Here is a 24,475-nt window from a genome sequence, read left to right on the forward strand (position 1 = left end):
CGCAACTCAGCAAGATCATCACGCCTAACGCCCACGGTCCTCGCAACTCCCACAGATCGCGGGTGTTGCGAGGACCGTTAGAACCCAAGGACGGCGGGGGCCTTCGGGCTTCTCCGGGGGAGGGGCTGTTCGGGGACGGGGGCGCCGGGCGGAGCGGCCGGGCCCGGTGTCAATCCCGGTCGGCGGCGCGACGGGTGAGGATGAACCCGCCGATCAGGGCGATGGCGTAGAAGGCGGCGTCGAGGGGGCGCAGGTCGACGCGCCAGGTGGTGACGGTGTCGTGCAGGAGGCCGCCGGGCCCGGGGCCGTCGGCGTGCGCCCGGCGGAGGTGCTCCAGCAACTGGCCGAGGAGCAGGGCGCCGGCCGCGAGGAGGGCGCCGAGCGGCGGCAGTAAGCGGCTCCGGCCGCCGAGCCGGCCGAGCGGGAGGGCGACCATGCCGGCCGGGGCGATGGCCAGCCAGCCGAGGCTGTCGGCGGCCCGCAGCGGGGCGCTGCCGTACGCCAGGCCGCCGAGCAGCATGGCGACCAGGGCCAGGGCCACGGCCAGGGCGGTGCGGCGGCGGGGGGTGGCCCGGGGGGCGGGCTCGACGGGTTCGAAGCCGGCCACCGGGGCGCCGGGCATGCCGGGGGCGACGTAGCCCTCGGGGGAGGCCTGGACCGGTGCGACCGAGTAGTGCTGGGCGGTGCGCGGCCGGGCCGATGGGCCGTCAGTGCCCGGTGCGGGTGCGGTCATGGGCGTCGTATCCCCCCGGAAAGACGATGAGCTGCCGAACGGTAGCAGTGGCCCGGACAGATCTTGGCGAGTTTTCGATCACAGATAGGGCACGGAGCGCCGAAACCGTTCCGGTCCGGCCCGGCTTGGTGCGGGGGGCGGGTGGTCGAGGGCCCTCCGGACAGGGGATGATGGAGGCTTGGGCGTTCGGACCCAGGTCGGGCCGACGCGCCGTCATCACGACCGTCGGCAGCACATGGGGGAACGTTCCGAATGACCCAGGCGCAGGGTTCCACCGGCCGCCTCCTGGCCGGCCGCTACCGCCTGAACGGCGTGCTCGGGCGCGGCGGCATGGGCACGGTCTGGCGCGCCGAGGACGAGATGCTGGGCCGGACCGTCGCGGTCAAGGAACTGCGGATGAACGCCAGCGTCGAGGAGGAGGAGAAGCACCGGCTGATCACCCGGACGCTGCGCGAGGCCAAGGCCACCGCCCGGATCCGGCACAACTCGGCGGTGACGGTCTTCGACGTGGTCGACGAGGACGACCGGCCGTGGATCGTGATGGAGCTGGTCGAGTCCCGCTCGCTGGCCGACGTGGTGCGCGAGGACGGCCCGCTGGAGCCCGCCCGGGCGGCGGAGATCGCGCTGGACGTGCTGGGCGTGCTCAGCGCGGCGCACGCGCTGGGCATCCTGCACCGGGACGTCAAGCCCTCCAACGTGCTGATCGGCGAGGACGGCCGGGTGGTGCTCACCGACTTCGGCATCGCCAGCGTGGAGGGCGACGCCTCGGTCACCTCCACCGGGATGCTGGTCGGCGCGCCCTCGTACATCTCGCCGGAGCGGGCCCGCGGGCAGAAGCCCGGGCCGCCGGCCGACCTGTGGTCGCTGGGCGGCACGCTGTACGCGATGGTCGAGGGGCGGCCGCCGTACGACCGGGGCTCGGCCCTGGCCACGCTGACCGCGGTGATGACCGAGGACCTGACCACCCCGGTGAACGCCGGGCCGCTGCTGCCGGTGATCGAGGGGCTGCTGGCGAAGGACCCGGCGGAGCGGCTGGACGCCTCGCAGACCCGGTCGATGCTCAAGCGGGTGGTCGCGGAGGCGACCGCGCGGGCCGAGTCGACCACCGAGCACGCGGTGCCGGTGAAGAAGGCGGCCGAGGCCCCGGGGCCGGTCGCGGAGGCTTCGCCGGAGGAGTCCGGGCGGCCGGACACACCGGATGCACCGGAGGCGCCGGAGCCGTCGAAGCGGTCCGAGGACGGCCGCAAGCGGTCCGTGGGCGGGCTGCTGGGGACGGTCCGGGTGGGCAGCCGGGCGCAGGACGCGGAGCCCGCGCAGGAGCCCCCGGCCGAGTCGGCGGCGGAGCCGATCCGGCCGGTGACCAGCGAGTGGCGGATGGGGGCGACCCAGGCGGCCGGGGCCGACCCGCGCACCGGCCGGCGGCGGCTGGCCATCGCCACCGTGATCGTGGTGCTGTTGCTGATCGCGGGCGTGGTCGCGGTGATCCAGGCGGTCGGCAACGGGGACGGCGACTCGAACGCCGGGGCCACCCGGAGCGCGGGCGCCACCACGCCGGTGGTGACCACCACGGACCCGGCGACCGGCGGGAGCGCGGAGGCCCCGGCGAGCGCGCCCGTGCCGGAGCCGACACAGGCCGAGCCCGCGCCAGCCGAGCCCGCGCCGGCCGAGCCCACGCCGGCCGGGCCGGCGCCGACGGGCGAGCCGGCCCCCACCGTGCCGGACGCCCCCGCGCAGACCGCCACCGAGCCCGCCGCTCCGGTGCCGCCCGTGCAGACCGGGGCGGTGCCGGCCGGGTACCACGAGTACAAGGACCCGAGCGGTTTCTCGGCCGTACTGCCGGACGGTCTGCAGCCGACCGGGTCGGAGGCCACCAAGCGGATCTTCAAGAACGCGGCCGACGGCAGCCAGCTGCGGATCGAGTGGACCACCTCGCCCAGGCCGAGCGCGGTCGTGGACTGGCAGGAGTCCGAGCCCGGGGTGCGCGCCCAGGTCACCAACTACCAGCGGGTCAACCTGGCGGCGATCACCTACCGGCAGTGGAGCAACGCGGCGGACTGGGAGTGGACCAGCGGCACGCCCCGGATCCACTCGCTCAACCGCGGCTTCGTGACCGGGAGCCCGGCCAAGTACGGGTACTCGATCTACTGGATCGTCCCGGACGCCGAGTGGGCCGCGCACGCCCCGGTCCGGGACGTCGTCTTCAACAGCTTCCAGCCCGCACCGTAGGGCCTGGCGTGCCGGGGCGACGGGTTCAGCCGAGCAGACGCCGCTTGGCGCGGCTGAACTCGTCCTCGGTGAGCGCGCCGGAGGTGCGCAGGGCGGCCAACCGCTCCAGCTGGCCGATCAGTTGCTCGCCCCCGGGCCCGGTGACGGCCTCGGCCGGGGCGGTGGTGAGTTCCGGCTGCCCGGCGTCGCGGGCGGCCCGGGCGGCCGCCCGGAGCTGCTCGGCGAAGAACTCGGCCTTGACCACCTCCTCGAAGCGGTGCGAGCCGGTCAGCGCCACCACAAGGAGCACTTCGCCGTTGAGCTTGGTGCGGGTCACGGTGGCGTCCGTGACGGCGGCGAGCGGAACCGGTACCGGCGGCTTCCCGTCCTTCAGGAAGAGCAGCCGGTGGGTGGTCAGCACGAGCACTCCCTTGCGGAAGTGGTCGGGGTGACGGCCGGCGGTGGAGGCGACCGGCTGCTCGCCGTCGAGCACGGTCGCCCGGACGGTGCGGACGGCCTCGGCCTGGTTGGCTTTGCCGTGGTTTCCGGCCGCGTCGAAGGCGGTGTCGATCAGATCGGTCCAGTCCATGGGGCCGAGCCTAAGGGAGCCGCTCAGTAGGCTGCTCGGCGAGCGAGAGGAACTGGCATGCGAGGCGGCCCGGGGCAGTTGCTGGCGGGGCGGTACCGGCTGACGGACCGTCCCGAACCGCTGCGCGCCCACGCGGTGGACGAGCGGACCGGTGAATCGGTGCTGCTGAGCGCCCTGGAGCTGCCGGGGCTGCTGACGACCGGCCAGGACCCGGAGGAGGCCGCGGCGGCGCAGGCGGACCGGCTGGTGCGCCGGGTGGCGGCGGTCGGTTCGGCCGCGCCGGCCGCCCATCCGCGGCTGCTGCGCGGGGTCGGCGCGTTCGTCGAGGGCGAGCTGCTGTGGACGGTGGAGGAGCGGCCGGCCGGGCGGACGGTGGCCGAGCTGCTCGCCGAGGGGCCGCTGCCGCCGTACCGCGCGGCCGAGTTGGCGGCGGACCTGGCAGGCGCGCTGCGGGCGCTGCACGCGGCCGGGCTCACCCACGGCAACCTGACCGCGGATTCGGTGCTGGTCTGCGAGGACGGCGCGGCGATGCTCGGCGGGCTGCTCGCCGGGGTGGCGCAGGAGGCACTGGCCGAGGACCTCGGCGGGCCGGCCGGGCGGCGCCGGTACGAGGTGCGGGCCACCCTGGTCGGCCCGGTGGCGGAGCGCTGGCCGCTGGACGGCGGCCCGGCGGGCGACTGCTGGGCGCTCGGGGCGCTGGCGCAGCGGCTGGTCACCGGCCGTTCGCCGTACCCGGAGCGGGACGTGCCGGAGCTGGTGACGGCCGTACGGGACGGGCGGCGCGAGCCCGCGGTGGTGAGCGGGCCGCTCGCGCCGCTGGTGGAGCGGCTGCTGCAGCCCGATCCGGTGCGGCGGCCGACGGCGGAGGCGGTGCGCGGGGAGCTGACGGAGCTGCTGGCGGGGGCGCCGGAGCCGGTCGACGAGGAGCGGCTGGAGTACGTCCGGAACACCGAGGGACCGGAGGCGCCGGGGCGGCCGCGCGGGCGCGGCCGGGAGGCGGTGCGCTCCCGTGTCGGAAGGAGTGCCCGAAAGGGCGGGAACGGCGGGGACTTCGGGGCGGGGAAGGCGGCGAAACCGCCGCGGATGCCCCCCGCCTTGTTGGGCCCGCTACTGGTGGGCGGAGTGTTTGTGCTGCTCGTGTCGGGAATTGCCGCCGTGGTGCTGTTCGCAGGCTGACGGCCCGTGCGGATTCCGGTCTTCAGGTCCAGGGGGTGGGCGTGATTACCCGGGGAGGCAAGGTGCGCCTAATGTGTGCGTGGGATTTGTTCGAACAGTGGTCTGCACCAGGCCCTCCGTCACGGTGACGGCTGGCGCAATGTGTGGGGGAGCGGGCGCAGATGGGCGTGCAGGACCGGCCGGAGGCGGCCGAGGCGGAGCGGTTGCTGGCCGGGCGGTACGAGCTCGGCGAGCGGCTCGGCCGGGGCGGCATGGGCACGGTCTGGCGGGCCTGGGACCGGATGCTCGACCGCGAGGTCGCGGTCAAGGAGCTGACCGTCAACCACCTGCCCGAGGAGGACCTCCAGATCCTGCACACCCGGATGAAGCGCGAGGCCAGCGCGGCCGCGCGGATCAAGCACCCCGGTGTGATCACCGTGCACGACGTGCTGGAGCAGGACGGCCGGCCGTGGATCGTGATGGAGCTGGTCGACGGCCGCTCGCTGGCCGACGTGATCAGCCAGGACGGCACCCTGCAGCCGCGCGCCGCCGCCGAGGTCGGCAGCCAGGTGCTCGCCGCGCTGCACCGCGGCCACCAGCTGGGCGTGCTGCACCGGGACGTGAAGCCCGCCAACGTGCTGCTGGAGCGCGGCACCGGGCGGGTGGTGCTGCTGGACTTCGGGATCGCGAAGTACGAGGGCTCGACCGAGCTGACCCGGCCGGGCGACCTGGTCGGCTCGCCGGACTACCTGGCGCCGGAGCGCGCCCAGGGCGAGCGGCCCGGGCCGGCCTCCGACCTGTGGGGCCTCGGGGCGACGCTGTACGCGGCGGTCGAGGGCCAGTCGCCGTTCCGCCGGGACTCGCCGATCACCACGCTCGCCGCGGTGGTGGACGAGCCGCTGCCGGAGCCGCGGCGGGCCGGTCCGCTGGGGCCGGTGCTGTCCGCGCTGATGGCCAAGGACCCGGCCGAGCGGCCGACCGCGGACGAGGCGGCCAGGATGCTGGCCGAGGTGCGGGCCGGGCACACGATGGGCCTCAAGACGGTCGCGCCGGTGCGGATGCCCACCCAGTCGGTGCCGGTGGTGGACCGCAGCGAGGCTCCCGAGGAGTCGGCCGTGGAGCAGGCCGAGGGGGTCGAGGGGTCGGAGGAGCCGACCGAGCCGCAGGCGTCCGCGGCCGTCGCCGCCGTCGCCGCCGTGCAGGACACCAGCGGGGGCGCTCAGGCCGCCGCCCAGGCGCCCACCCACCCCGTCGCGCCGGTGGCGCACCCCGTCACGCCCGCGCGCGGACCGGCCAAACGCCGCAACCTGCTGAAGATCGTCGGCATCGCGGCGGCCGTCGGCCTGCTGGCGGCCGCGGGCACGTTCCTCGCCACCCGGAGCGCGGTGCACAACAGCGGCGGCGGCGCGGTCGACGACCCGATACCGACCGGGTCCGCCGAGACCACCGGGCCGGCGCCCACCGGCGAACCCAGTGGCGACGCCGCCCCCGCGGTGCCACCGCCCAGCGGCTACCGCTGGGTCGACGACCCCGCGGGCTTCCGCTTCCCGCTGCCGACCGGGACCCCGCCCTGGCAGCGGATCAGCTCCGGGGACAACCAGATCTTCTACACCCCCGACAACAAGCAGCACTACCTCCAGTTCGCCGTCACCGTCGGGCAGTCGGTCAAGCCGCTGGAGCACATGCGGCAGATGGAGACCACCGTCTCCAAGTCGCTCAAGGACTACAAGCAGCACCGGATGGCCGGCACGGCGGTGAAGGGCCAGGAGGCGGCGGTCTGGGAGTTCAGCTACCTGGCCAAGGAGGGCGGCCGCCGGCGCGCGATCGAGACCGAGTTCATCGGCCAGGACGGCACCAGCTACGCGATCTACTCGTCCAGCCCGGAGAAGGGCAACGAGTGGAACGAGGCCGAGCAGCGCTTCTACGCGGTGCTCAACAACTTCGCGCCCTCCCGCTGACGGACGTCCCGCCGAGGACGTGCCGGCGACGGACACCCTGGCGACGGACGTCCCGGCGCGGGTGGGGAGTCCGCTTTCACCCGACTGCGGCAGATTCTTGTTACCGACGGGTACCGGACCGGCCGCCGAACGCCTAGGCTGCGCCGTATGTCGGACCTCACAGCAGACGCAGTGGCCACCGAACACCCCGGCGCCGGCAACCCGGCCGCCCCCGGCGGCGGGCGGACCGTCGCGACGGCCGTCCCGCCGTCCCTGGTCGCCAAGCTGGCCGCCGGTGTCACCGCCACCGGTGAGCCCGACCTGGTGGAGACCGTCGCCCCGCTGACCGGTGAACGGCTGGCCAGCCTCCCGCGGTCCACCCCGGCCGACGTCGAGGTCGCCTTCCAGCTGGCCCGCCGCGCCCAGACGGCCTGGGCCGCGCTGCCGGTGCGCCGACGCGCCGCCGTCCTGCTGCGCTTCCACGACCTGCTGCTCAAGCGGCAGGACGAGGTGCTGGACATCGTCCAAGCGGAGACCGGCAAGGCCCGGCTGCACGCCTTCGAGGAGGTGGCGGCCGTCGCCATGGCCGCCCGCCACTACGGGCGGGCCGCGCACGGGTACCTCAGGGACAAGCGGCGCGGCGGCGCGCTGCCGGTGCTCACCCACGCCGTCGAGGCCCGCCGCCCCAAGGGCGTGATCGGTCACATCTCGCCGTGGAACTACCCGCTGGAGCTGTCCGTCGGCGACGCCCTGCCCGCCTTCGTGGCCGGCAACGCGGTGGTCAACAAGCCCGACACCCAGACCGCGCTGACCGCGCTGTGGGCCCGCGACCTGCTGGTCGAGGCCGGGCTGCCGGCCGACCTGTGGCAGGTCGTGATCGGCGACGGCCCGGTGATCGGCCCCGCCGTGGTGGAGCACGCCGACTACGTCTCGTTCACCGGCTCCACCCGCACCGGCCGCGACGTCGCCCAGCGGGCCGCCGCCCGGCTGGTCGGCGCCTCGCTCGAACTCGGCGGCAAGAACGCCATGCTGGTGCTCGCCGACGCCGACCTCGACGCCGCCGCCGAGGGCGCCGTCCGGGCCTGCTTCTCCTCCGCCGGGCAGCTGTGCATCTCGATCGAGCGGCTGCTGGTGCACCGTTCGGTGGCCGACGAGTTCCTGGAGCGCTTCGCCGCCCGCACCCGGGCGCTGCGCCTCGGCGGCGGCCTCGCGTACGGCGCCGACATGGGCTCGCTGGTCTCCGTCCGCCAGCTGGAGACCACCAGCCGGCACGTGGAGGAGGCGGTCAAGGCGGGCGCCACCGTGGTGGCCGGCGGGCGCGCCCGGCCGGACCTCGGCCCGTTCTTCCACGAGCCGACCATCCTGGACGGCGTCACCCCGGACATGGCGGTCTGCTCCGAGGAGACCTTCGGGCCGGTCGTCTCCGTCTACCGCTTCGACACCGAGGAGGAGGCGGTGGCCGCCGCCAACTCCACGCCGTACGGCCTGAACTCCAGCGTCTGGACCAGGGACCTGCGGCGCGGCCGGACGGTCGCGGCCCGGCTGCGCACCGGCACGGTCAACGTCAACGAGGCGTACGCCGCCACCTACGGGTCGGTCGGCGCGCCGATGGGCGGCATGGGCGACTCCGGGCTGGGCCGCCGGCACGGCGCCGAGGGCATCCTGCGCTTCACCGAGGCGCAGACCATCGCGACCCAGCGGCTGATGCCGATCGCGCCCTCGTTCGGCCTGGACGACAAGCAGTTCGCCGCGCTGATGACCGGCGGGCTGCGGGCGCTCAAGGCGCTGCGCTTCAAGTAGGCCCCGGCCGGCCCCACGGCCGTACGCAGGGCCCCGCACTCCGGCGGGGCCCGACTCGCGGTACCCACAGGCAGGTTCACCCGGCGAAGGAGCGGTGGCAGATGGTGGAGTCCGACGGCGCGGCGGAGTTCGACTACGACGTGGTGGTGGTCGGGTCCGGATTCGGCGGTTCGGTCGCGGCCCTGCGGTTGACGGAGAAGGGCTACCGGGTCGCCGTCCTGGAGGCCGGACGGCGCTTCGACCGGGACGAACTGCCCCGGAACTCCTGGGACCTGTCGAACTACCTGTGGGCGCCGCGGCTCGGGCTGTACGGCATCCAGCGCATCCACCTGCTGGCCAACGTGCTGATCCTGGCCGGCGCCGGGGTCGGCGGCGGCTCGCTGAACTACGCCAACACCCTGTACGTGCCGCCGAAGGCCTTCTTCGAGGACCGCCAGTGGCGCCACATCACGGACTGGCAGCAGGAGCTGGCGCCGTTCTACGACCAGGCGCAGCGGATGCTCGGGGTCCGGCTCAACCCGACCGTCACCCCCTCCGACGTCCACCTCAAGGCGGCCGCCGAGCGGATGGGCGTCGGTGACACCTTCCACATGGCGCCGGTCGGGGTCTTCTTCGGCGACGGCGAGGACGCCGGGGGCACCTCCCGGACGGAGTCCGGGGGAGGTCCGGTCAAGGCCGCGCCCGGCCGCGAGGTCGCCGACCCGTACTTCGGCGGCGCCGGCCCGGCCCGCAAGGCCTGCGTGGAGTGCGGCGAGTGCATGACCGGCTGCCGGCACGGCGCCAAGAACACGCTCACCGAGAACTACCTGTACCTGGCGGAGCGGGGCGGTGCGCGGATCCACCCGCTCACCACGGTGGCCCGGATCCGGGAGCACGGCCGGGGCTTCGCGGTGGACGTGCGCCGCACCGACTCGCGTTCGAGGACCGACCGGGTGAAGGCGGGCGCGCGGACCGTCACCGCGGCCCGCGTGGTCGTCGCGGCCGGCACCTACGGCACCCAGTCGCTGCTGCACCGGATGCGGGACGCCGGCCACCTGCCCCGGATCTCGGCGCGGCTGGGCGAGCTGACCCGCACCAACTCCGAGGCCCTGGTGGGCGCGCAGACCACGGACCGGCGCTACGGCACCCGGGCGGACTTCACCAAGGGCGTGGCGATCACCTCCTCGATCCACCCGGACGCCAACACCCACATCGAGCCGGTCCGCTACGGCAAGGGCTCCAACGCGATGGGCGCGCTGTCCATCGCCCAGGTCAAGGGCGGCGGGAAGGGTCCGCGCTGGCTGCGCTACCTGGGCGACTCGGTGATCCACCCGGTGAACTTCGTCCGTTCGATGAACCAGCACCGTTGGTCCGAGAAGACGATCATCGGCCTGGTGATGCAGTCACTGGACAACTCGATCACCGTCTCGCTGAAGCGGGGCCCGCTGGGCAAGCCGCGGCTCACCTCCGCCCAGGGCCACGGAGCCCCCAACCCGACCTGGATCCCGGCCGCGGAGAAGGGCGCCCAGGCGCTGGCCGACGAGATCAACGGCTTCGCGGGCAGCACCGTCGGCGAGATCTTCGACATCCCGATGACGGCGCACTTCCTCGGCGGCTGCCCGATCGGCGACGCCCCCGAGACCGGGGTGGTGGACCCGTACCACCGGCTGTACGGGTACCCCGGGATCAGCGTGGTGGACGGCTCGGCCGTCTCCGCCAACCTGGGCGTCAACCCCTCGCTCACCATCACCGCGCAGGCCGAGCGCGCGATGTCGATGTGGCCGAACAAGGGCGAGGCGGACCGGCGCCCGGCGCAGGACGAGGGGTACCGGCGGGTCGCGGCGGTGGCGCCGGTGCGGCCGGCCGTGCCGGAGGGGGCGTTCGGCGCGCTCCGGCTGCCGCTGCTGCCGGTCCCGGAGGTCCCGAAGAAGCGCGGCTGAACCCGGCCGTCCGGTCAATCCGGCTGCCCCGGTTCCCGGTTGACAGCCGTTCGGATCCGGTGGGATAAACGGGCTCCCTGGGCGCCAGGGACTCGTCGAGCGGGGGGAACGCGGGCATGGCCGACTGCACGTCGTGCGGGGCGACTTCGGAGGAGGGATCGGCGGCCTGCGGTTCGTGCGGGCGGCCGCTGTCCCCGCCGCCCCCCCCGCCCCCGCCCCCGCCCCCGTCGTTCCCGCCGCCCCCGCCGGCGGTCGTCCTGCCGGGCGGACCGCCGCCCGGTCCGCCCGGATACCCGCCGCCGCAGCCCGGCCCGGGCCACCAGCCCGTCGCCGGGCCGCCCCCGGTGGGCACCTGGGGAGGGGGAGACGAGAAGCCGTACGTCCCGCGGGGCGGGTCCTCGCCGGTGGTGCGCCGGCTGACCGGCTCGGACTGGCGCCCGGCGCTCCGGGCCGCGATCGCCCCGACCGCCGTCCTGCTCGTGGCGGCGCTGATCACGGCCGTCCCGGGTGACTACGACTACGACCGCGACATGATCGTCGCGGCGCCGGGATTCGGCGACCGCTTCGGCGCGGCGCTGGCGATGACGCTGAACGCGTTCGGCGCGCCGTTCAAGCTGACCGGGCACCCGATGTCCAGCCGCGACAGCCAGAACGACCTGAACCTGGTGTTCCGGGTGCTGCCGATGACCGTCACCCTGCTCTGGGCGCTGGCGCTCTGGCTCGGCCTGCGCGCCGGCGTCCGTCGGCGCAAGGCGGCCGGCGCCCAGCTGACCCGGGGCCAGGCCGGTGGCGAGGCGCTGCGCACCGCCGTGGTGCTGGCCGGGGTGGCGCTGCTGCTCGGGTCGGCCGGAGGGGCGACCTGGCAGCCGGCGGGCCGGTTCGACGACGACTACGGCTACTCGCGGCAGAACTCCGGCGTGGCCTTCGGCGCGGACTCGGGCTGGCTGGAGGCGGTCGGGTGGACCGCGCTCCTGGCCGCCGTGCTGGCCTTCACCGTCTACGGCACCGATGCGCTGCGCTGGGCCGCCTGGCGCAGCCGGGCGGTGCGCGGCTGGGCGGTGGCCGCGCTGACCGCGGGCCAGGCGCTGGCGCTCTCGGTCGGCCTGGGCGCACTGGCGGCCTTCGTCCTGATCGCGGCGAACAGCGAGGACGGCGTGGAGACGGTGCTCTCGCTCGCCTTCCTGCCCAACCTGGGCCTGCTCCTGCTCGGTTTCGGCTCGGGGGCGACCTGGCGGGTGCACTTCGGAATGTCCGGCCAGGACGCGAGCTGGGGCGACGGCAGCAGCGACATGGAGATCTCGTTCTTCGACCTGCGGGGCCTGACCGCCGACTGGCGCTGGAGCGGCCTGCTGGCGCTCGCCGCGGCCGCCCTGCTCGGCTGGTCGGCGTACCGGCGGCGGCTGGACGCGGCCGACCGGCTCCGGCTGGCGACCGTGTACGCCGTGGCGCTCACCGCGCTGACGGCCGTGGCCGGTGTGCAGATGACCAGGGCGGTGTCGATTCCGGGCTGGCCCGGTTCGAACCGGGTGGACATGTCCCAGGACACCTCGGCCGGGCTGGTGTTCGTCAGCGTGCTGCTGGCCAACCTGGTCTGGGCCCTGGTCGGCGCGCTGCTGGTGCCGCCGCTGCTGTCGGCCGTCCGGGGCCGGGGCGTCGGCGCGCCGCACACCGCCGTGCCGTACGCCGAGTCGCCCTTCGCGGCGGCGCAGGGTGCCGGGGCCCAGGGTGCCGGGGCTCAGGGCGCCGGGGCGTACCCGGAGGCGCCGCCGCAGGTGCCGTACGCGACGCCGGCCCGGGGCGTGCCGGCGCAGGGCGGTCCGCCGCGGGACACCCCGCACGACGCCGGGAGCGGGGTGGGCGAGGTGCTCGACTCGCACCGGGCGCCGACCGCTCCGGCGGGCGGGACGCCGACGCCGGGTGCGGTGCCGCCGCCCCCGGAACAGGAGCCGGTCGACCCGAGCGTCTGGCGCGAGCACCCCTGAGCACGCTCCCGGGCGGCAGCGGCAGCGGCGGTGGCGGTTGCAGCGGAAGTGGCCCGGACACGGCAAAGGGCCCCGCGGGGGAACGGGGCCCTTTGTCTGCCAGCACCGGCGTCAGGGCCGCGCCGGTGCTGGGGTGACGGCGCCGGGGGGAGGAGCGCCGTCGTGTCGGTTGGCTTCGGGTGCGCCGTGCCGCGCCGTGCGGCTCCGGCATGGGTGGCCGGCCGCGCGGGGCGCGCACGCCCGCGCGGGGCGGGTCGGCACGTAGGTCTGCGCCGGTCCCACGCTCACGGAGCGTGAACTGAAACCGTTGCCGTCTCCCTGCGGCACGGTTGCGGAGACATCGTCGCGGGACTCCTCGGTGGGCCGCGAGGCGCCGGGAGCACTGCTTACAACGAGCATCGTGCTGGACGAAGGGCTCGCTCTGCAACCGGTTCGGCGCAGTTCGGCACAGAGCATTTGCCGTCGGGCCCGCCCATGATGATCACGGTGCGTAGCGGCCCGGATGGTTGCGGCGCACGGGGACACGCGTAGCGGCGCGGGCGGGACGGGGGAGTGCGCCGGGGCGTGCACCGGATCGGACCGGGGGTGCGACGGCCGGCCCCGGGCGTCCCCGGGCCCCGGCCGTCCCACCTCTCGGCCCAGTCGCGGCCGGGGTCGCTGTCCCCTGCTGGCCGGCCGCGGCACCCGCGCACGGTCCCACGGAGCCTTGCGCCCGGCGGGCCGGGCGGCGGCACCACGTGCGCCGGTGGACTGGGGTGGAACTCCACGCGTGGTCCTGCTGCCGTACGGCGGTGCCCCCGCGGGGGCGGTTCGGCGTGTCTGGCGGACGCGGCGAGGCCGTACGTTCGTCAGAAGCAACGAACCGCCGCCCCGTGCGGTCACGGTCCCTTGGACGTGCAGACGAGTGAAACCGGACAGCCCGGTAGAATCGGTGGTCAGACACCCCACACCGTCCGCCGCCGCAGCCCCCCGCCAGGGAGGCGGCCACGCGCGACACCTCGTTACCCGCTGCCGGAAGGCCGTCCGTGTCCTCTGCAATTCCCGTCCAGTCCGCGCCGGACAACGACCCCGTGCTGGTGGTCGACTTCGGCGCCCAGTACGCCCAGCTCATCGCCCGTCGGGTGCGTGAGGCGCGGGTCTACAGCGAGATCGTGCCGAGCAGCATGCCGGTCGCCGAGATGCTCGCCAAGAACCCCAAGGCGATCATCCTCTCCGGTGGCCCGTCGTCGGTCTACGAAGAGGGCGCGCCGCAGATCGACCGCGCGGTCTTCGAGGCCGGTGTCCCGGTCTTCGGCATGTGCTACGGCTTCCAGCTGATGGCCAAGAGCCTCGGCGGCACCGTCGACAACAACGGCGCCCGCGAGTACGGCCGCACCCCGCTGACCGTGTCCCGCCCCGGCTCCACCCTGTTCGAGGGCGTCCCGGCGCAGCACTCGGTGTGGATGTCGCACGGTGACGCCTGCTCCGCCGCCCCGGAGGGCTTCACCGTCACCGCCTCCACCGACCTGGTCCCGGTCGCGGCCTTCGAGAACGACGAGGCCCGGCTGTACGGCGTCCAGTACCACCCCGAGGTGCTGCACTCCGACCACGGCCAGCAGATCCTGGAGCACTTCCTCTACCGCGGCGCCGGCATCGCGCCGACCTGGACCACCGGCAGCGTGGTCGAGGAGCAGATCGCCCTGATCCGCGAGCAGGTCGGCGACAAGCGCGCGATCTGCGGCCTGTCCGGCGGCGTGGACTCCGCGGTCGCGGCCGCCCTGGTCAACAAGGCCATCGGCGACCGGCTGACCTGCGTCTACGTCGACCACGGCCTGATGCGCAAGGGCGAGACCGAGCAGGTCGAGAAGGACTTCGTGGCCGCCACCGGCGTCCAGCTGAAGGTCGTCGACGCCTCCGAGCGCTTCCTGGACGCGCTGAAGGGCGTCTCCGACCCGGAGCAGAAGCGCAAGATCATCGGCCGCGAGTTCATCCGCGTGTTCGAGCAGGCCCAGGCCGAGATCGTCGCCGAGGCCGGCGAGCACGGCGAGTCGGTGGACTTCCTGGTCCAGGGCACCCTGTACCCGGACGTGGTGGAGTCCGGCGGCGGCGAGGGCACCGCCAACATCAAGTCCCACCACAACGTCGGCGGCCTGCCCGAGGACCTCCAGTTCCAGCTGGTCGAGCCGCTGCGCAAGCTGTTCAAGGACGAGGTCCGGATGGTCGGCCAGGAGCTCGGCCTGCCGGACGAGATCGTCCAGCGCCAGCCGTTCCCGGGCCCGGGCCTGGGCATCCGGATCGTCGGCGAGGTCACCAAGGAGCGTCTGGACCTGCTCCGCGACGCCGACGCGATCGCCCGCGAGGAGCTGACCGCGGCCGGTCTGGACCGCGAGATCTGGCAGTGCCCGGTCGTGCTGCTCGCCGACGTCCGCAGCGTGGGCGTGCAGGGCGACGGCCGCACCTACGGCCACCCGATCGTGCTGCGCCCGGTCTCGTCCGAGGACGCCATGACCGCCGACTGGTCGCGCCTGCCGTACGACGTGCTGGCGAAGATCTCCACCCGGATCACCAACGAGGTCCGCGACGTGAACCGCGTCGTCGTCGACGTCACCAGCAAGCCGCCGGGCACCATCGAGTGGGAGTGACCGCTCCCGCCGGCCGCCGTGGCGTGATTTCGCACTGAGGCCGAAGCCTGAACGGCCGCGCCGTCGTTCCCGTAGTGGAGGGAGCGACGGCGCGGCCGTTTGCCGTGCGGGCGGCGCCCGTCAGGTGGGACCTCCCACCGAAAGCGGGCGGGAACGGGCAGAATGCGGACCGGACCTGTCAGGGAGTGGCGGGCGGTGAGGGAAGGTGTGAGGGATGTCGGAGGCCAGCAACCCGGTGCCGGCCGGGGGAGCGGCCGGTCGGGCCGAGCGGGCGGCACAGCGGAGGGCGTTCGCGTCGAAGTACGCGCTGCTGCCGCTGCGGCTCTTCCTCGGCGTCACCTTCGTCTACGCCGCCCTCGACAAGCTCTCCGACGCGCACTTCCTGGCCGGGGCGGGCGACCCGGCCTCCTTCGTCTCGCAGACCCAGGCCGCCAAGGCGGGCGGCAGCCCGATCGCCTTCCTGCTCGGCCCCGCCCTCGACCACCCCACCCTGTTCGCGCTCGCCATCGCCTTCGGCGAGCTGGCGGTGGGCCTCGGCACCCTGTTCGGTCTCTGGGGCCGGGTCGCCGCGCTCGGCGGCGCGCTGCTCAACCTCAGCCTCTGGCTGACCGTGAGCTGGAGCGTCTCGCCGTACTACCTCGGCAACGACCTGGCGTACCTGATGGCCTGGACCCCGCTGGTGCTGGCCGGCACGCCGTACCTGTCGGTGGACGGCTACCTGGCCCGCCGGGCCGGACGGGACCGCGCGCGCGGGCTGGGCGAGGACCACGTCAAGCGCCGGGCCCTGGTGGACGGCGGGATCGCGGCGGTCGCGATCGGTGGGGCCGGGCTGCTCACCGGCTCGCTGACCCGGACCTTCGGCCGGGACGAGCCGGCCGCCCCCAAGGAGTCGGCGGTCCCCAAGGAGTCGGCGGTCCCGGCCTCCGCCGCCCCGGCGGCGGCCCCCACGGTGGCCGCCGGGAGCGTGCCGGTCGGCGGTTCGGCCCAGGTCAAGGACCCGACCACCGGGGACGCCGTCTACATCGTGCAGCCCAAGGCCGGCCAGTACTGCGCCTTCTCCTCGGTCTGCACCCACTCCGGCTGCGCCGTGGACGCGCCGAAGAACGGCCGGCTGTACTGCCCCTGCCACGGCTCCCGGTTCGACGCCGCGACCGGCGCGGTGGTCAACGGGCCGGCGGTCAAGCCGCTGCCCAGGTACGCCGTCACCAAGGACGGGGACCGGCTGACCCTGGGCCCGCAGCAGGGCTGAGGCCACGGAGGCGGCCGCCGTCATTCCTCCCGGTCGGGCCGGCCGCGCCGGGCCACCGCCGCGACCGCGCCGGCCAGGCCGCCGACGCCGAGCACGATGAAGGCGACCGGGAGGACGATCCGCCCGTTCACCGACTGGTGGTTGACCGCCGCGATCAGGTAGAGCACGGCGATCACGGTGAACAGCGCGCCCGCGATCAGCGAGAACAGGTCGAGCCGGTGCTTCCTCACTGCTGGACCACCTTGATGTTGCCGAGCCCGATTCCGAGTTCGAGATTGAGGGTGCCCTTGGCCGGCTGCCCGTTGGCAGGGCCGATCAGGTAGTCGCGCCGCCCGGTGACGTCGCCCTGCCCGCCGGGGACGGAGACGTTGCCGAGGCCGACCCGCGCCACCACGTTCACCGTCACGTCGTCCGGCACGGTGACGGTCATGTCGCCGGCGCCGAGGTCGACCTTGGTGGAGAGGGTGGCCCCGGCCGGGTCGATCGCGGACAGGTCCAGCCTGGCGTCCCCGGCGCCCAGGTTGTACCGGTCGTGCAGGTCGGCCGCCGAGGCGACGGTCCAGTTGCGGTCGCCGACGGCGTTGCGCACCGAGTCCGGCGAGTGGCCGACGAAGGCCAGCGCCAGGGTGAGCAGCAGACCGGTCACCACCAGCCGGCGGGCCCGGCCGAACTTCGCGCCGACCAGCAGCGTCAGGCCCACCACCAGCAGGGCGGCGGCCAGGATCGCCGTGCCCCGCAGGGCGGGGTTGTGGTGGCCGCCGGAGGAGGCGCCCCAGACCGCGGCGCCGACACCGACCGCCAGCAGGAAGCCGAAGAAACCGAGCGCCGAACGCTCCCGGGGGCGCCGTACGGCGGCGGCCTCGGGGCGGCGCCGGGCGCGCTCCTTGCGCAGCGGGTCGCCCTCGGGCAGGTCGGTGCGCTGCCACCAGGGCTGGGCCGGGCCGCCGACGGGGGCCGCGGGGGTGCCGAACGGAGGGTGCGGCGTGCCGTACGGCGGGGTCGGGGCGGCCGCGGTGCCGCCGTACGGATTGCGCTCGGGGTGGCGCGGGTCCCAGAGGTAGCCGCCGGAGCCGGCGGCCGGGCCGGTGGCGTGCTCGCTCCGGACCGGCTCCTCCTGGTCCGGGCGCGGCCAGCGGTACTCCCCGCCGTCGGCGGCCGCGGGGCCCTCGGGCTCGGGGAAGTGCCGGTCGTACGGGCCGCCCCGGCGGCGCTCGCGTCCCCGGCGGCGGTCCGGGTCGTAGCGCACCGCCAGGAAGACCAGGCCGCCGAGCAGCAGCAGCGGGAACATCTGGTCGCCGTCGCCCATCGACGAGAAGAACACGCCGGTGCCGATCACCGTCAGCAGCACCGCGCCGACCGACTGGCCGTCCACCCGCCCGGTGAGCACCCGCTGGAGCTCGGTGCGCCCACCGCGGCCCTTGGCCTCGCCGTCGGTCGGGACGATCAGCCAGGCCAGGCCGTACAGGAACAGCCCGAGGCCGCCGGAGAGGCAGAGCACCACCGTGACGACCCGGAACACCACCGGGTCGATGTCCAGGTGCCGGCCGAGGCCGCCGCAGACGCCGGCCACCACGCGGCGGTGCTCGGCCCGGGTCAGCGGCGGGCGGTCCGGTTCCGGCGGGGCGGCGGGCCCGGCCTCCTCGATGCGGGGGTCCTCGGTCATGGACACCATCCTTCCGGCAGGGATGGGTCCGGCCCAACCGGGTCGACCCCGGTCCGTACCCTGACTTGTCCCTGATACGGGATGGGGACACACCCTGATGCGCCCGTGGGGGCACGCGTGGAACCATCGGTGGCGTGGCAGCCCCCGGTACCGATCCCCGATCCGTCGCCCCCGACCCCGCGCCGTCGGCCGGCGCCGACCCGAACGCGCCCGACGACGGGAAACCGCCCTACCGGCGGCTCTACCGCAGCCCGCAGGGGCGGATGCTCGGCGGCGTCGCGAACGGCCTGGCGGTGCACCTCGGGCTGCCGGTGCGGTGGGTGCGGCTCGCCTTCGTGCTGCTGTTCTTCGCCCAGGGGATCGGTGCCCTGCTGTACGCCGCGTTCTGGTTCGTGGTGCCGATCGGCATCGGCGAGCCCTCACAGCGCGGCGGCGCCCAGTGGGTGTACCTCAACGGCGCGTTCGTCCCGGCCTCGCCCGGGACGCAGGGCGGCCCGCTGAGCAAGGGCGGCGGCCAGGCGGCAGGCTGGCTCGGCCGGATGCGCCGACTGCTCCAGCACACCCTCCAGGGCGAGCCGGTGACCGCCCCCGTGGAAGGCGAGGAGGAGACCGCGCCGGCCGGCAAGGGCGGGCAGGGCGGACTCGGCCAGCTCTCCGCGCTGGTCATGACGGTGATCGGCCTGATCGCCCTGCTGAACGTGCTCGGCCTGCAGACCGCCAAGCCGTACACCTGGCCGCTGCTGGCGATCGGCGTCGGCGTGGCGCTGGTCTGGCGGCAGGCCGACGACTCGCGCTGGCAGCGCTGGTTCGGCATCGAGGAGGGCGAGAAGCGGCGCGGCGCCTACACCCGGGTCGGCGCCGGCGTGCTGCTCGCGGTGGCCGGCACCATCGCACTGCTCGCCATGCAGGGCAGCGGCTCCACGCTCGGCTCGGTGGTCGAGGCCTCGCTCGCGGTGCTGGCCGGCGTGCTGGTGCTGCTCGGCCCGTACGGCCTGCGGCTCTGGCAGGACCTCGGCGCCGAGCGGACCGCCCGCATCCGCGCCCAGGAACGGGCCGAGATCGCCGCGCACATCCACGACTCCGTGCTGCACACCCTGACCCTGATCCAGCGCCGGGCCGAGGACCCCAAGGAGGTGCTGCGGCTGGCCCGCTCGCAGGAACGCGAGCTGCGGCTGTGGCTGTACCGCCCGGAGGCCGCCGCCGAGGCCGCGCCGGACACCATGGCGGAGTCGCTGCGGGCGGCCGTCGCCGAGGTCGAGGACCGGCACGGCGTCCCGGTCGAGCTGGTGATCGTCGGCGACTGCCCGATGGACGAGCGGATCGCGGCACAGATGCAGGCCGCGAGGGAGGCGACCGTCAACGCGGCCAAGTACGGTGGCGGGGGACCGGTCCAGGTCTACGCCGAGGTCGAGGGGAGGACGGTGTCGGTGTTCGTTCGCGACCACGGGCCCGGCTTCGACCCCGACACGGTGCCGGAGGACCGGATGGGCGTACGGGAGTCGATCATCGGCCGGATGAAGCGCAACGGCGGCACCGCACGGGTGCGGCCGGCGGCGGGCGGCGGTACCGAGGTCGAGCTGGAGATGGAGAGAACGAATGACTGAGGCAGCTCCGGAGCGCACGGCCAGGGTCGTGCTGGTGGACGACCACCGGATGTTCCGGACGGGGGTCAGGGCCGAGATCGGCCGTACCGAGGTGACCGGCATCGACGTGGTCGGCGAGGCGGACGACGTGGACTCGGCGGTCCGCGTGGTCGCCGAGACCAGGCCCGACGTGGTGCTGCTCGACGTCCACCTGCCGGGCGGCGGCGGCGTCGAGGTGCTGCGCCGCTCGGTCGGGGTGATGGGCGAGCAGGGAGGGGTGAAGTTCCTGGCGCTGTCGGTGTCGGACGCCGCCGAGGACGTCATCGGCGTCATCCGCGGCGGGGCGCGCGGCTACGTCACCAAGACCATCACCGGAACCGACCTGGTCAACGCGGTCTTCCGGATCGCCGACGGCGACGCGGTGTTCTCGCCCCGGCTGGCCGGCTTCGTGCTGGACGCCTTCGCCGCCACCGACACTCCGCCGGTGGACGAGGACCTGGACCGGCTCACCCAGCGCGAGCGCGAGGTACTGCGGCTGATCGCCCGCGGCTACGCCTACAAGGAGATCGCCAAGCAGCTGTTCATCTCGGTGAAGACGGTCGAGAGCCACGTCTCCGCCGTGCTCCGCAAGCTCCAGCTGAGCAACCGCCACGAGCTGACCCGCTGGGCCACCGCCCGCCGCCTGGTCTGACCCGGGACCACCGAGCCCGCCCGTTCCGACGGCCCGTTCCGGTGCGGCCGATCGGGGCGGGCGGGCTTGTCGGTGGGTGGCCATAGACTCGATGTGCCATGAGTAGCCTCTTTGACGACCTTCCGCTCCCCGGTTTCGAGGCACCCGCCGCCGGGTCGAAGCAGCCCGCCGTGCCCCTCGACGAGGAGCCCCCGCCGTACGAGGACGACGTTCCGTTCGACGCGTACGAGGAGGCGATCCCGGACGGGCTGTTCCGGACCGACCACGCCGCCGAGGCGGAGCGGGACGCCTGGCACCGCAACGGCGCCGCGCGCACGGTGGTGGACCCGGCCCAGCTGCTGGAGGGGATGAACGACCCGCAGCGCGAGGCGGTGCTGCACGCGGGCTCCCCGCTGCTGATCGTGGCCGGCGCCGGCTCGGGCAAGACCCGGGTGCTGACCCACCGGATCGCCTACCTGCTGGGAGCCCGCGGGGTGCAGCCGGGGGAGATCCTGGCGATCACCTTCACCAACAAGGCCGCCGGCGAGATGCGCGAGCGCGTCGAGGCACTGGTCGGCCCGCGCGCCCGGGCGATGTGGGTCTCCACCTTCCACAGCGCCTGCGTGCGCATCCTGCGCCGCGAGTCCAAGCAGTTGGGCTTCACCTCCAGCTTCTCGATCTACGACTCGGCCGACTCGCAGCGGCTGATGTCGCTGGTCTGCCGCGACCTCGACCTGGACCCGAAGCAGTTCCCGCCGAAGTCCTTCACGGCGAAGGTCAGCAACCTCAAGAACGAGCTGATCGACGAGGAGACCTTCGCCGACCAGGCCGCCAACCCGATGGAGAAGAAGCTCGCCGAGGCGTACGCGCTCTACCAGCGGCGGCTGCGCGAGGCCAACGCGCTGGACTTCGACGACATCATCATGACGACGGTGAACCTGCTGCAGGCCTTCCCCGACGTCGCCGAGCACTACCGGCGCCGGTTCCGGCACATCCTGGTCGACGAGTACCAGGACACCAACCACGCCCAGTACATGCTGGTCCGGGAGCTCAGCGGAGGATCCGTCGCCGCCGCGCCCAGGCGCACCGTGGACGGGGACATGGTGAACCCGGCGGCCGGGCGGCTCGCCGAGGTGCCGCCGGCCGAGCTGTGCGTGGTCGGTGACGCGGACCAGTCGATCTACGCCTTCCGCGGCGCGACGATCCGCAACATCCTCCAGTTCGAGGAGGACTACCCGAACGCGACCACGATCCTGCTGGAGCAGAACTACCGCTCCACCCAGACCATCCTGAGCGCCGCCAACGCCGTCATCGAGCGCAACGCCAACCGCCGGGAGAAGAAGCTCTGGACGGCCGGCGGGCACGGCGAGAAGGTGGTCGGCTACGTCGCGGACGACGAGCACGGCGAGGCCCAGTTCATCGCCGACGAGATCGACCGGCTCACCGACAAGGGCGAGGCCAAGCCCGGTGACGTCGCGATCTTCTACCGGACCAACGCCCAGTCCCGCGTCTTCGAGGAGGTGTTCATCCGGGTCGGCCTGCCGTACAAGGTGGTCGGCGGGGTGCGCTTCTACGAGCGCAAGGAGGTCCGGGACGTCCTGGCGTACCTGCGGGTGCTCTCCAACCCGGAGGACACCGTGCCGCTGCGCCGGATCCTCAACGTGCCCAAGCGCGGCATCGGCGAGCGCGCCGAGGCGATGATCGACGCGCTGGCCGCGCGGGAGCGGATCTCCTTCGCCCAGGCGCTGGTGCGGGTCGACGAGGCGTACGGGATGGCCGCGCGCTCGGCCAACGCCGTCAAGAAGTTCAACACCCTGATGGCCGGGCTGCGCCAGGTCGTCGAGTCGGGCGCGGGCCCGGCGGCGGTGCTGGAGGCCGTCCTGGAGGAGACCGGCTACCTGGCCGAGCTCCAGGCCTCCACCGACCCGCAGGACGAGACCCGGGTGGAGAACCTCCAGGAGCTGGCCTCCGTCGCCCTGGAGTACGAGCAGGACCCGGGCGAGCGGCCGGACGCCGGGGAGGAGGGCACTCCGCCGGTCGGCTCGCTGGCCGACTTCCTGGAGCGGGTCGCGCTGGTCGCCGACTCCGACCAGATCCCGGATGCGAAGCAGTACGGGACAGAAGGAGGAAGTCCGGACGACGCGGCGGACGGGCAGGGCGTCATCACGATGATGACCCTGCACACCGCCAAGGGCCTGGAGTTCCCGGTGGTCTTCCTGACCGGCATGGAGGACGGGATCTTCCCGCACATGCGGGCGCTCAACCAGGTCAAGGAGCTGGAGGAGGAGCGCCGGCTCGCGTACGTCGGGCTCACCCGGGCCCGGGAGCGGCTCTACCTGACCCGCTCGGTGCTGCGCAGCGCCTGGGGGCAGCCGGCCTACAACCCGGCCTCGCGGTTCCTGGAGGAGATCCCGGAGACGCTGGTGGAGTGGAAGCGCACCGGTGCGGCGCAGGCGCCGGTCCAGCGCGGCTACTCCTCGGGCTCGTCCTGGGGCAAGTCCTCGTCCGGGGGCGGGAGTTCGCGTTCCTCCTCGTCGTCGGCGGCGTCGCCGAAGGCGGGCTGGGGTCAGTCGGCGCGGCGCGCCGGCAAGGTCGTGGAGCGCGAGGCCGTCTCGCTCGCGGTCGGCGACCGGGTCACCCACGACACCTTCGGGCTGGGCACGGTGGTGGGCGTGACGGGCGTCGGCGACCGGGCGCAGGCCACCGTCGACTTCGGCACGGAGGGGCGCAAGCAGCTGCTGCTGCGCTACGCGCCGGTGGAGAAGCTGTGACGGACGGTTCCGGTCCGCTAGGCCCTGTCCGGCCGGGCAGGGCCTAGCGCGGGTCCAGGCCGTTGGCGAGGAACCAGGGCAGCGGGTCGATCGGCCCGCTGCCCCCCGGCGGCCGGATCTCGAAGTGCAGGTGCGGGCCGGTGCTGTTGCCGCTGCTGCCGACGAAGGCGATCAGGTCGCCCTGCTTCACCGGTCCCTTGCGGACCTTGTACGCCCGCAGGTGGCAGTACCAGGCCTCGGTGCCGTCGGGCATCTTGATGATCGTCATGTAGCCGTAGAACGGGTTCCACTGGGTCCGGAGGGTGCCGTCGGTCACGGCGTAGACCTCGGAGCCGCCGTCCACCGGGAAGTCGATGCCGGTGTGCCGGTTGGCCCAGTGGGTGCCGGCCGCGCCGAACTGCTCGCCCAGGCCGTGCCGGGCGACCGGCATGGCCACCTTGGGCTTGGCCGGCTCGGGCGTCGGCTCGGCGGTGGGCTGTGCGGTGGGGGCCTCGGTGGGCTGGGCGGCGGCCAGCGGCTGGCGGGCGTCGCCGCGCGAGGCCTGGGCCTGGCCGCCGGCCGCGACCGCCTGTGCCGCGGCCTGGGCGGCCACGCCGTCCGCGGTGTCGTCCGCCGCGGCCTGCGGCGGTGCCGTCCGCCCGGCGGCCAGGGCGCGCTGCTGGTCGGCGTCCCCCTGCACCGTGATCGCGGCCGCCGCGGCCACGCCGAGCGCGGCCACCGACGGCAGCGCGATCCGCAGCAGTGCCGTCCGGGTGGCCGCCTTGGCGGCGCCGCGGCGCTGGGCGCGGGACTGCTCGCGGGCGGCGAGGCGCAGCTCCGCGCGGGTCGGACGGGCGGCTGCTTCGGGAGCCATCGGGGGCTGCCTCCTCGGTGGGCCTCGGACGTCGTCGGGCGGGGGAAAACAGCCGTGACTGTAACTCCAAGGCTGATGCCCCGGAAAACCCTCCGGTTGTCAAGGGGTCGGCCGGGCGGTCTGTGCGGAGGTCGCGGGAAGGAGGGGCGTGCCCGTCGGCGGCAGGGGCCGGAGCTGGGGAGCTGTGACTTTGCCCTCCTCTTGGGAGGTGGCACGGTCAACCGTGCCCGGTGGCGCTAACCTCCCCTCAGGTTGGTTATTGACCGTTAACAGCGCCGGCGGCCCACCGGGTCCGGTCGGATGGTGGACGACGAGGTCCAGCAGGAGGCAGTGATGAGTGTGTCGGGGCCGATCCGTGTGGTGGTCGCCAAGCCTGGGCTCGACGGTCACGACCGTGGTGCCAAGGTCATCGCGCGCGCCCTGCGCGACGCCGGTATGGAGGTCATCTACACCGGACTGCACCAGACGCCCGAACAGGTCGTCGACACCGCGATCCAGGAGGACGCGGACGGCATCGGGCTGTCGATCCTCTCCGGCGCCCACATGACGCTGTGCGCCCGGGTGCTGGAGCTGCTGAAGGAGCGCGACGCGGCGGACATCAAGGTCTTCTGCGGGGGGATCATCCCGGACGAGGACATCGCCGAACTCAAGGCGATGGGCGTCGCGGACATCTTCACCCCGGGCACGCCCACCCGGGACGTGGTCGCCTGGGTCGAGTCGAACCTGCGGGCCGGCTGATCCACGG

The 24,475-nt window shown here is 74.3% G+C and carries 17 protein-coding genes and 1 pseudogene; 13 read left to right on the forward strand and 5 right to left on the reverse strand.

Translation table 11 applies throughout. The annotated features are described in order from the left end of the window. Positions 1-169 precede the first annotated feature (169 nt). Positions 170-733 carry a hypothetical protein gene (locus ACFRAR_RS25620; RefSeq protein WP_380700527.1) on the reverse strand — a complete coding sequence of 188 codons (564 nt, stop codon included), beginning with the start codon at positions 731-733 and terminating at the stop codon, positions 170-172. A 252-nt stretch (positions 734-985) separates the two neighbouring features. Between ACFRAR_RS25620 and ACFRAR_RS25625 the strand changes: the two genes are divergently transcribed. Next, positions 986-2,959: a protein kinase gene (locus ACFRAR_RS25625; RefSeq protein WP_380700528.1), complete on the forward strand. Its 1,974-nt coding sequence runs from the start codon at positions 986-988 to the stop codon at positions 2,957-2,959. Positions 2,960-2,984: 25 nt separating this feature from the next. Here ACFRAR_RS25625 and ACFRAR_RS25630 read toward each other — a convergent pair whose 3' ends face one another. After that, positions 2,985-3,527 (reverse strand): SHOCT domain-containing protein, encoded by a 543-nt coding sequence (locus ACFRAR_RS25630; RefSeq protein ID WP_380700529.1) that lies wholly within the window; start codon positions 3,525-3,527, stop codon positions 2,985-2,987. A 57-nt stretch (positions 3,528-3,584) separates the two neighbouring features. Between ACFRAR_RS25630 and ACFRAR_RS25635 the strand changes: the two genes are divergently transcribed. From ACFRAR_RS25635 to ACFRAR_RS25670, 8 genes and pseudogenes are all read left to right on the forward strand, one after another. Beyond that, positions 3,585-4,703, forward strand: a complete 1,119-nt coding sequence (locus ACFRAR_RS25635) for a protein kinase (RefSeq protein ID WP_380700530.1) — start codon at positions 3,585-3,587, stop codon at positions 4,701-4,703. A gap of 161 nt (positions 4,704-4,864) precedes the next feature. Beyond that, on the forward strand, positions 4,865-6,640 hold the full coding sequence (locus tag ACFRAR_RS25640; RefSeq protein ID WP_380700531.1) for a serine/threonine-protein kinase: 1,776 nt from the start codon (positions 4,865-4,867) through the stop codon (positions 6,638-6,640). 147 nt (positions 6,641-6,787) lie between these two features. Then, complete coding sequence (locus ACFRAR_RS25645; RefSeq protein WP_380700532.1) at positions 6,788-8,419, forward strand: succinic semialdehyde dehydrogenase; 1,632 nt, start codon at positions 6,788-6,790, stop codon at positions 8,417-8,419. A 101-nt stretch (positions 8,420-8,520) separates the two neighbouring features. Further along, a complete protein-coding gene (locus ACFRAR_RS25650; protein ID WP_380700533.1) occupies positions 8,521-10,338 on the forward strand; it encodes a GMC oxidoreductase in 1,818 nt (605 codons plus the stop codon). Between the two features lie 344 nt (positions 10,339-10,682). Beyond that, positions 10,683-12,320 (forward strand): hypothetical protein, encoded by a 1,638-nt coding sequence (locus tag ACFRAR_RS25655; RefSeq protein WP_380700534.1) that lies wholly within the window; start codon positions 10,683-10,685, stop codon positions 12,318-12,320. Between the two features lie 1,025 nt (positions 12,321-13,345). Next, entirely contained in the window at positions 13,346-14,941 is a 1,596-nt protein-coding gene (gene guaA, locus ACFRAR_RS25660; RefSeq protein ID WP_380700535.1) for a glutamine-hydrolyzing GMP synthase, read from the forward strand. Between the two features lie 214 nt (positions 14,942-15,155). Beyond that, positions 15,156-15,680: pseudogene (locus ACFRAR_RS25665) on the forward strand (DoxX family protein); the annotation flags it as partial. Positions 15,681-15,905: 225 nt separating this feature from the next. Beyond that, positions 15,906-16,190, forward strand: coding sequence for a ubiquinol-cytochrome c reductase iron-sulfur subunit (locus ACFRAR_RS25670; RefSeq protein ID WP_380700557.1), 285 nt, complete (start codon positions 15,906-15,908; stop codon positions 16,188-16,190). A gap of 20 nt (positions 16,191-16,210) precedes the next feature. Here the strand turns inward: ACFRAR_RS25670 and ACFRAR_RS25675 are convergent, their stop codons facing one another. After that, positions 16,211-16,420: a hypothetical protein gene (locus ACFRAR_RS25675; RefSeq protein WP_380700536.1), complete on the reverse strand. Its 210-nt coding sequence runs from the start codon at positions 16,418-16,420 to the stop codon at positions 16,211-16,213. After that, on the reverse strand, positions 16,417-17,853 hold the full coding sequence (locus tag ACFRAR_RS25680) for a PspC domain-containing protein (protein WP_380700537.1): 1,437 nt from the start codon (positions 17,851-17,853) through the stop codon (positions 16,417-16,419). The genes ACFRAR_RS25675 and ACFRAR_RS25680 overlap by 4 nt, the downstream gene beginning before the upstream one ends. Positions 17,854-17,987: 134 nt before the next feature. Here ACFRAR_RS25680 and ACFRAR_RS25685 point away from each other — a divergent pair, with 134 nt between their 5' ends. The 3 genes from ACFRAR_RS25685 (at position 17,988) to pcrA (ending at position 22,877) form a co-directional block, all read left to right on the forward strand. Next, a complete protein-coding gene (locus tag ACFRAR_RS25685; RefSeq protein WP_380700538.1) occupies positions 17,988-19,457 on the forward strand; it encodes a PspC domain-containing protein in 1,470 nt (489 codons plus the stop codon). Further along, the gene (locus ACFRAR_RS25690; RefSeq protein WP_355255707.1) at positions 19,450-20,127 is read left to right on the forward strand and encodes a response regulator transcription factor; all 678 of its coding nucleotides are present in this window, start codon (positions 19,450-19,452) and stop codon (positions 20,125-20,127) included. Before ACFRAR_RS25685 ends, ACFRAR_RS25690 begins: the two co-directional genes overlap by 8 nt. A 98-nt stretch (positions 20,128-20,225) precedes the next feature. Further along, complete coding sequence (pcrA, locus tag ACFRAR_RS25695) at positions 20,226-22,877, forward strand: DNA helicase PcrA (protein ID WP_380700539.1); 2,652 nt, start codon at positions 20,226-20,228, stop codon at positions 22,875-22,877. Positions 22,878-22,920: 43 nt separating this feature from the next. Here the strand turns inward: pcrA and ACFRAR_RS25700 are convergent, their stop codons facing one another. Then, a complete protein-coding gene (locus tag ACFRAR_RS25700) occupies positions 22,921-23,730 on the reverse strand; it encodes a M23 family metallopeptidase (protein ID WP_380700540.1) in 810 nt (269 codons plus the stop codon). Positions 23,731-24,063: 333 nt separating this feature from the next. Between ACFRAR_RS25700 and ACFRAR_RS25705 the strand changes: the two genes are divergently transcribed. Beyond that, positions 24,064-24,468 carry a cobalamin B12-binding domain-containing protein gene (locus ACFRAR_RS25705; protein ID WP_316523706.1) on the forward strand — a complete coding sequence of 135 codons (405 nt, stop codon included), beginning with the start codon at positions 24,064-24,066 and terminating at the stop codon, positions 24,466-24,468. Positions 24,469-24,475: the final 7 nt, after the last annotated feature.

The organism is Kitasatospora sp. NPDC056651 (assembly GCF_042792155.1).
In the GTDB taxonomy this organism is placed as follows: Bacteria; Actinomycetota; Actinomycetes; order Streptomycetales; family Streptomycetaceae; genus Kitasatospora.

What these genes read in the sequence shown, in the direction of transcription:
- ACFRAR_RS25620 (WP_380700527.1), bottom strand. Translation starts at nt 733, where the DNA reads ATGACCGCACCCGCACCGGGCACTGACGGCCCATCGGCCCGGCCGCGC.
- ACFRAR_RS25625 (WP_380700528.1), top strand. Translation starts at nt 986, where the DNA reads ATGACCCAGGCGCAGGGTTCCACCGGCCGCCTCCTGGCCGGCCGCTAC.
- ACFRAR_RS25630 (WP_380700529.1), bottom strand. Translation starts at nt 3,527, where the DNA reads ATGGACTGGACCGATCTGATCGACACCGCCTTCGACGCGGCCGGAAAC.
- ACFRAR_RS25635 (WP_380700530.1), top strand. Translation starts at nt 3,585, where the DNA reads ATGCGAGGCGGCCCGGGGCAGTTGCTGGCGGGGCGGTACCGGCTGACG.
- ACFRAR_RS25640 (WP_380700531.1), top strand. Translation starts at nt 4,865, where the DNA reads ATGGGCGTGCAGGACCGGCCGGAGGCGGCCGAGGCGGAGCGGTTGCTG.
- ACFRAR_RS25645 (WP_380700532.1), top strand. Translation starts at nt 6,788, where the DNA reads ATGTCGGACCTCACAGCAGACGCAGTGGCCACCGAACACCCCGGCGCC.
- ACFRAR_RS25650 (WP_380700533.1), top strand. Translation starts at nt 8,521, where the DNA reads ATGGTGGAGTCCGACGGCGCGGCGGAGTTCGACTACGACGTGGTGGTG.
- ACFRAR_RS25680 (WP_380700537.1), bottom strand. Translation starts at nt 17,853, where the DNA reads ATGACCGAGGACCCCCGCATCGAGGAGGCCGGGCCCGCCGCCCCGCCG.
- ACFRAR_RS25690 (WP_355255707.1), top strand. Translation starts at nt 19,450, where the DNA reads ATGACTGAGGCAGCTCCGGAGCGCACGGCCAGGGTCGTGCTGGTGGAC.
- pcrA (WP_380700539.1), top strand. Translation starts at nt 20,226, where the DNA reads ATGAGTAGCCTCTTTGACGACCTTCCGCTCCCCGGTTTCGAGGCACCC.
- ACFRAR_RS25700 (WP_380700540.1), bottom strand. Translation starts at nt 23,730, where the DNA reads ATGGCTCCCGAAGCAGCCGCCCGTCCGACCCGCGCGGAGCTGCGCCTC.
- ACFRAR_RS25705 (WP_316523706.1), top strand. Translation starts at nt 24,064, where the DNA reads ATGAGTGTGTCGGGGCCGATCCGTGTGGTGGTCGCCAAGCCTGGGCTC.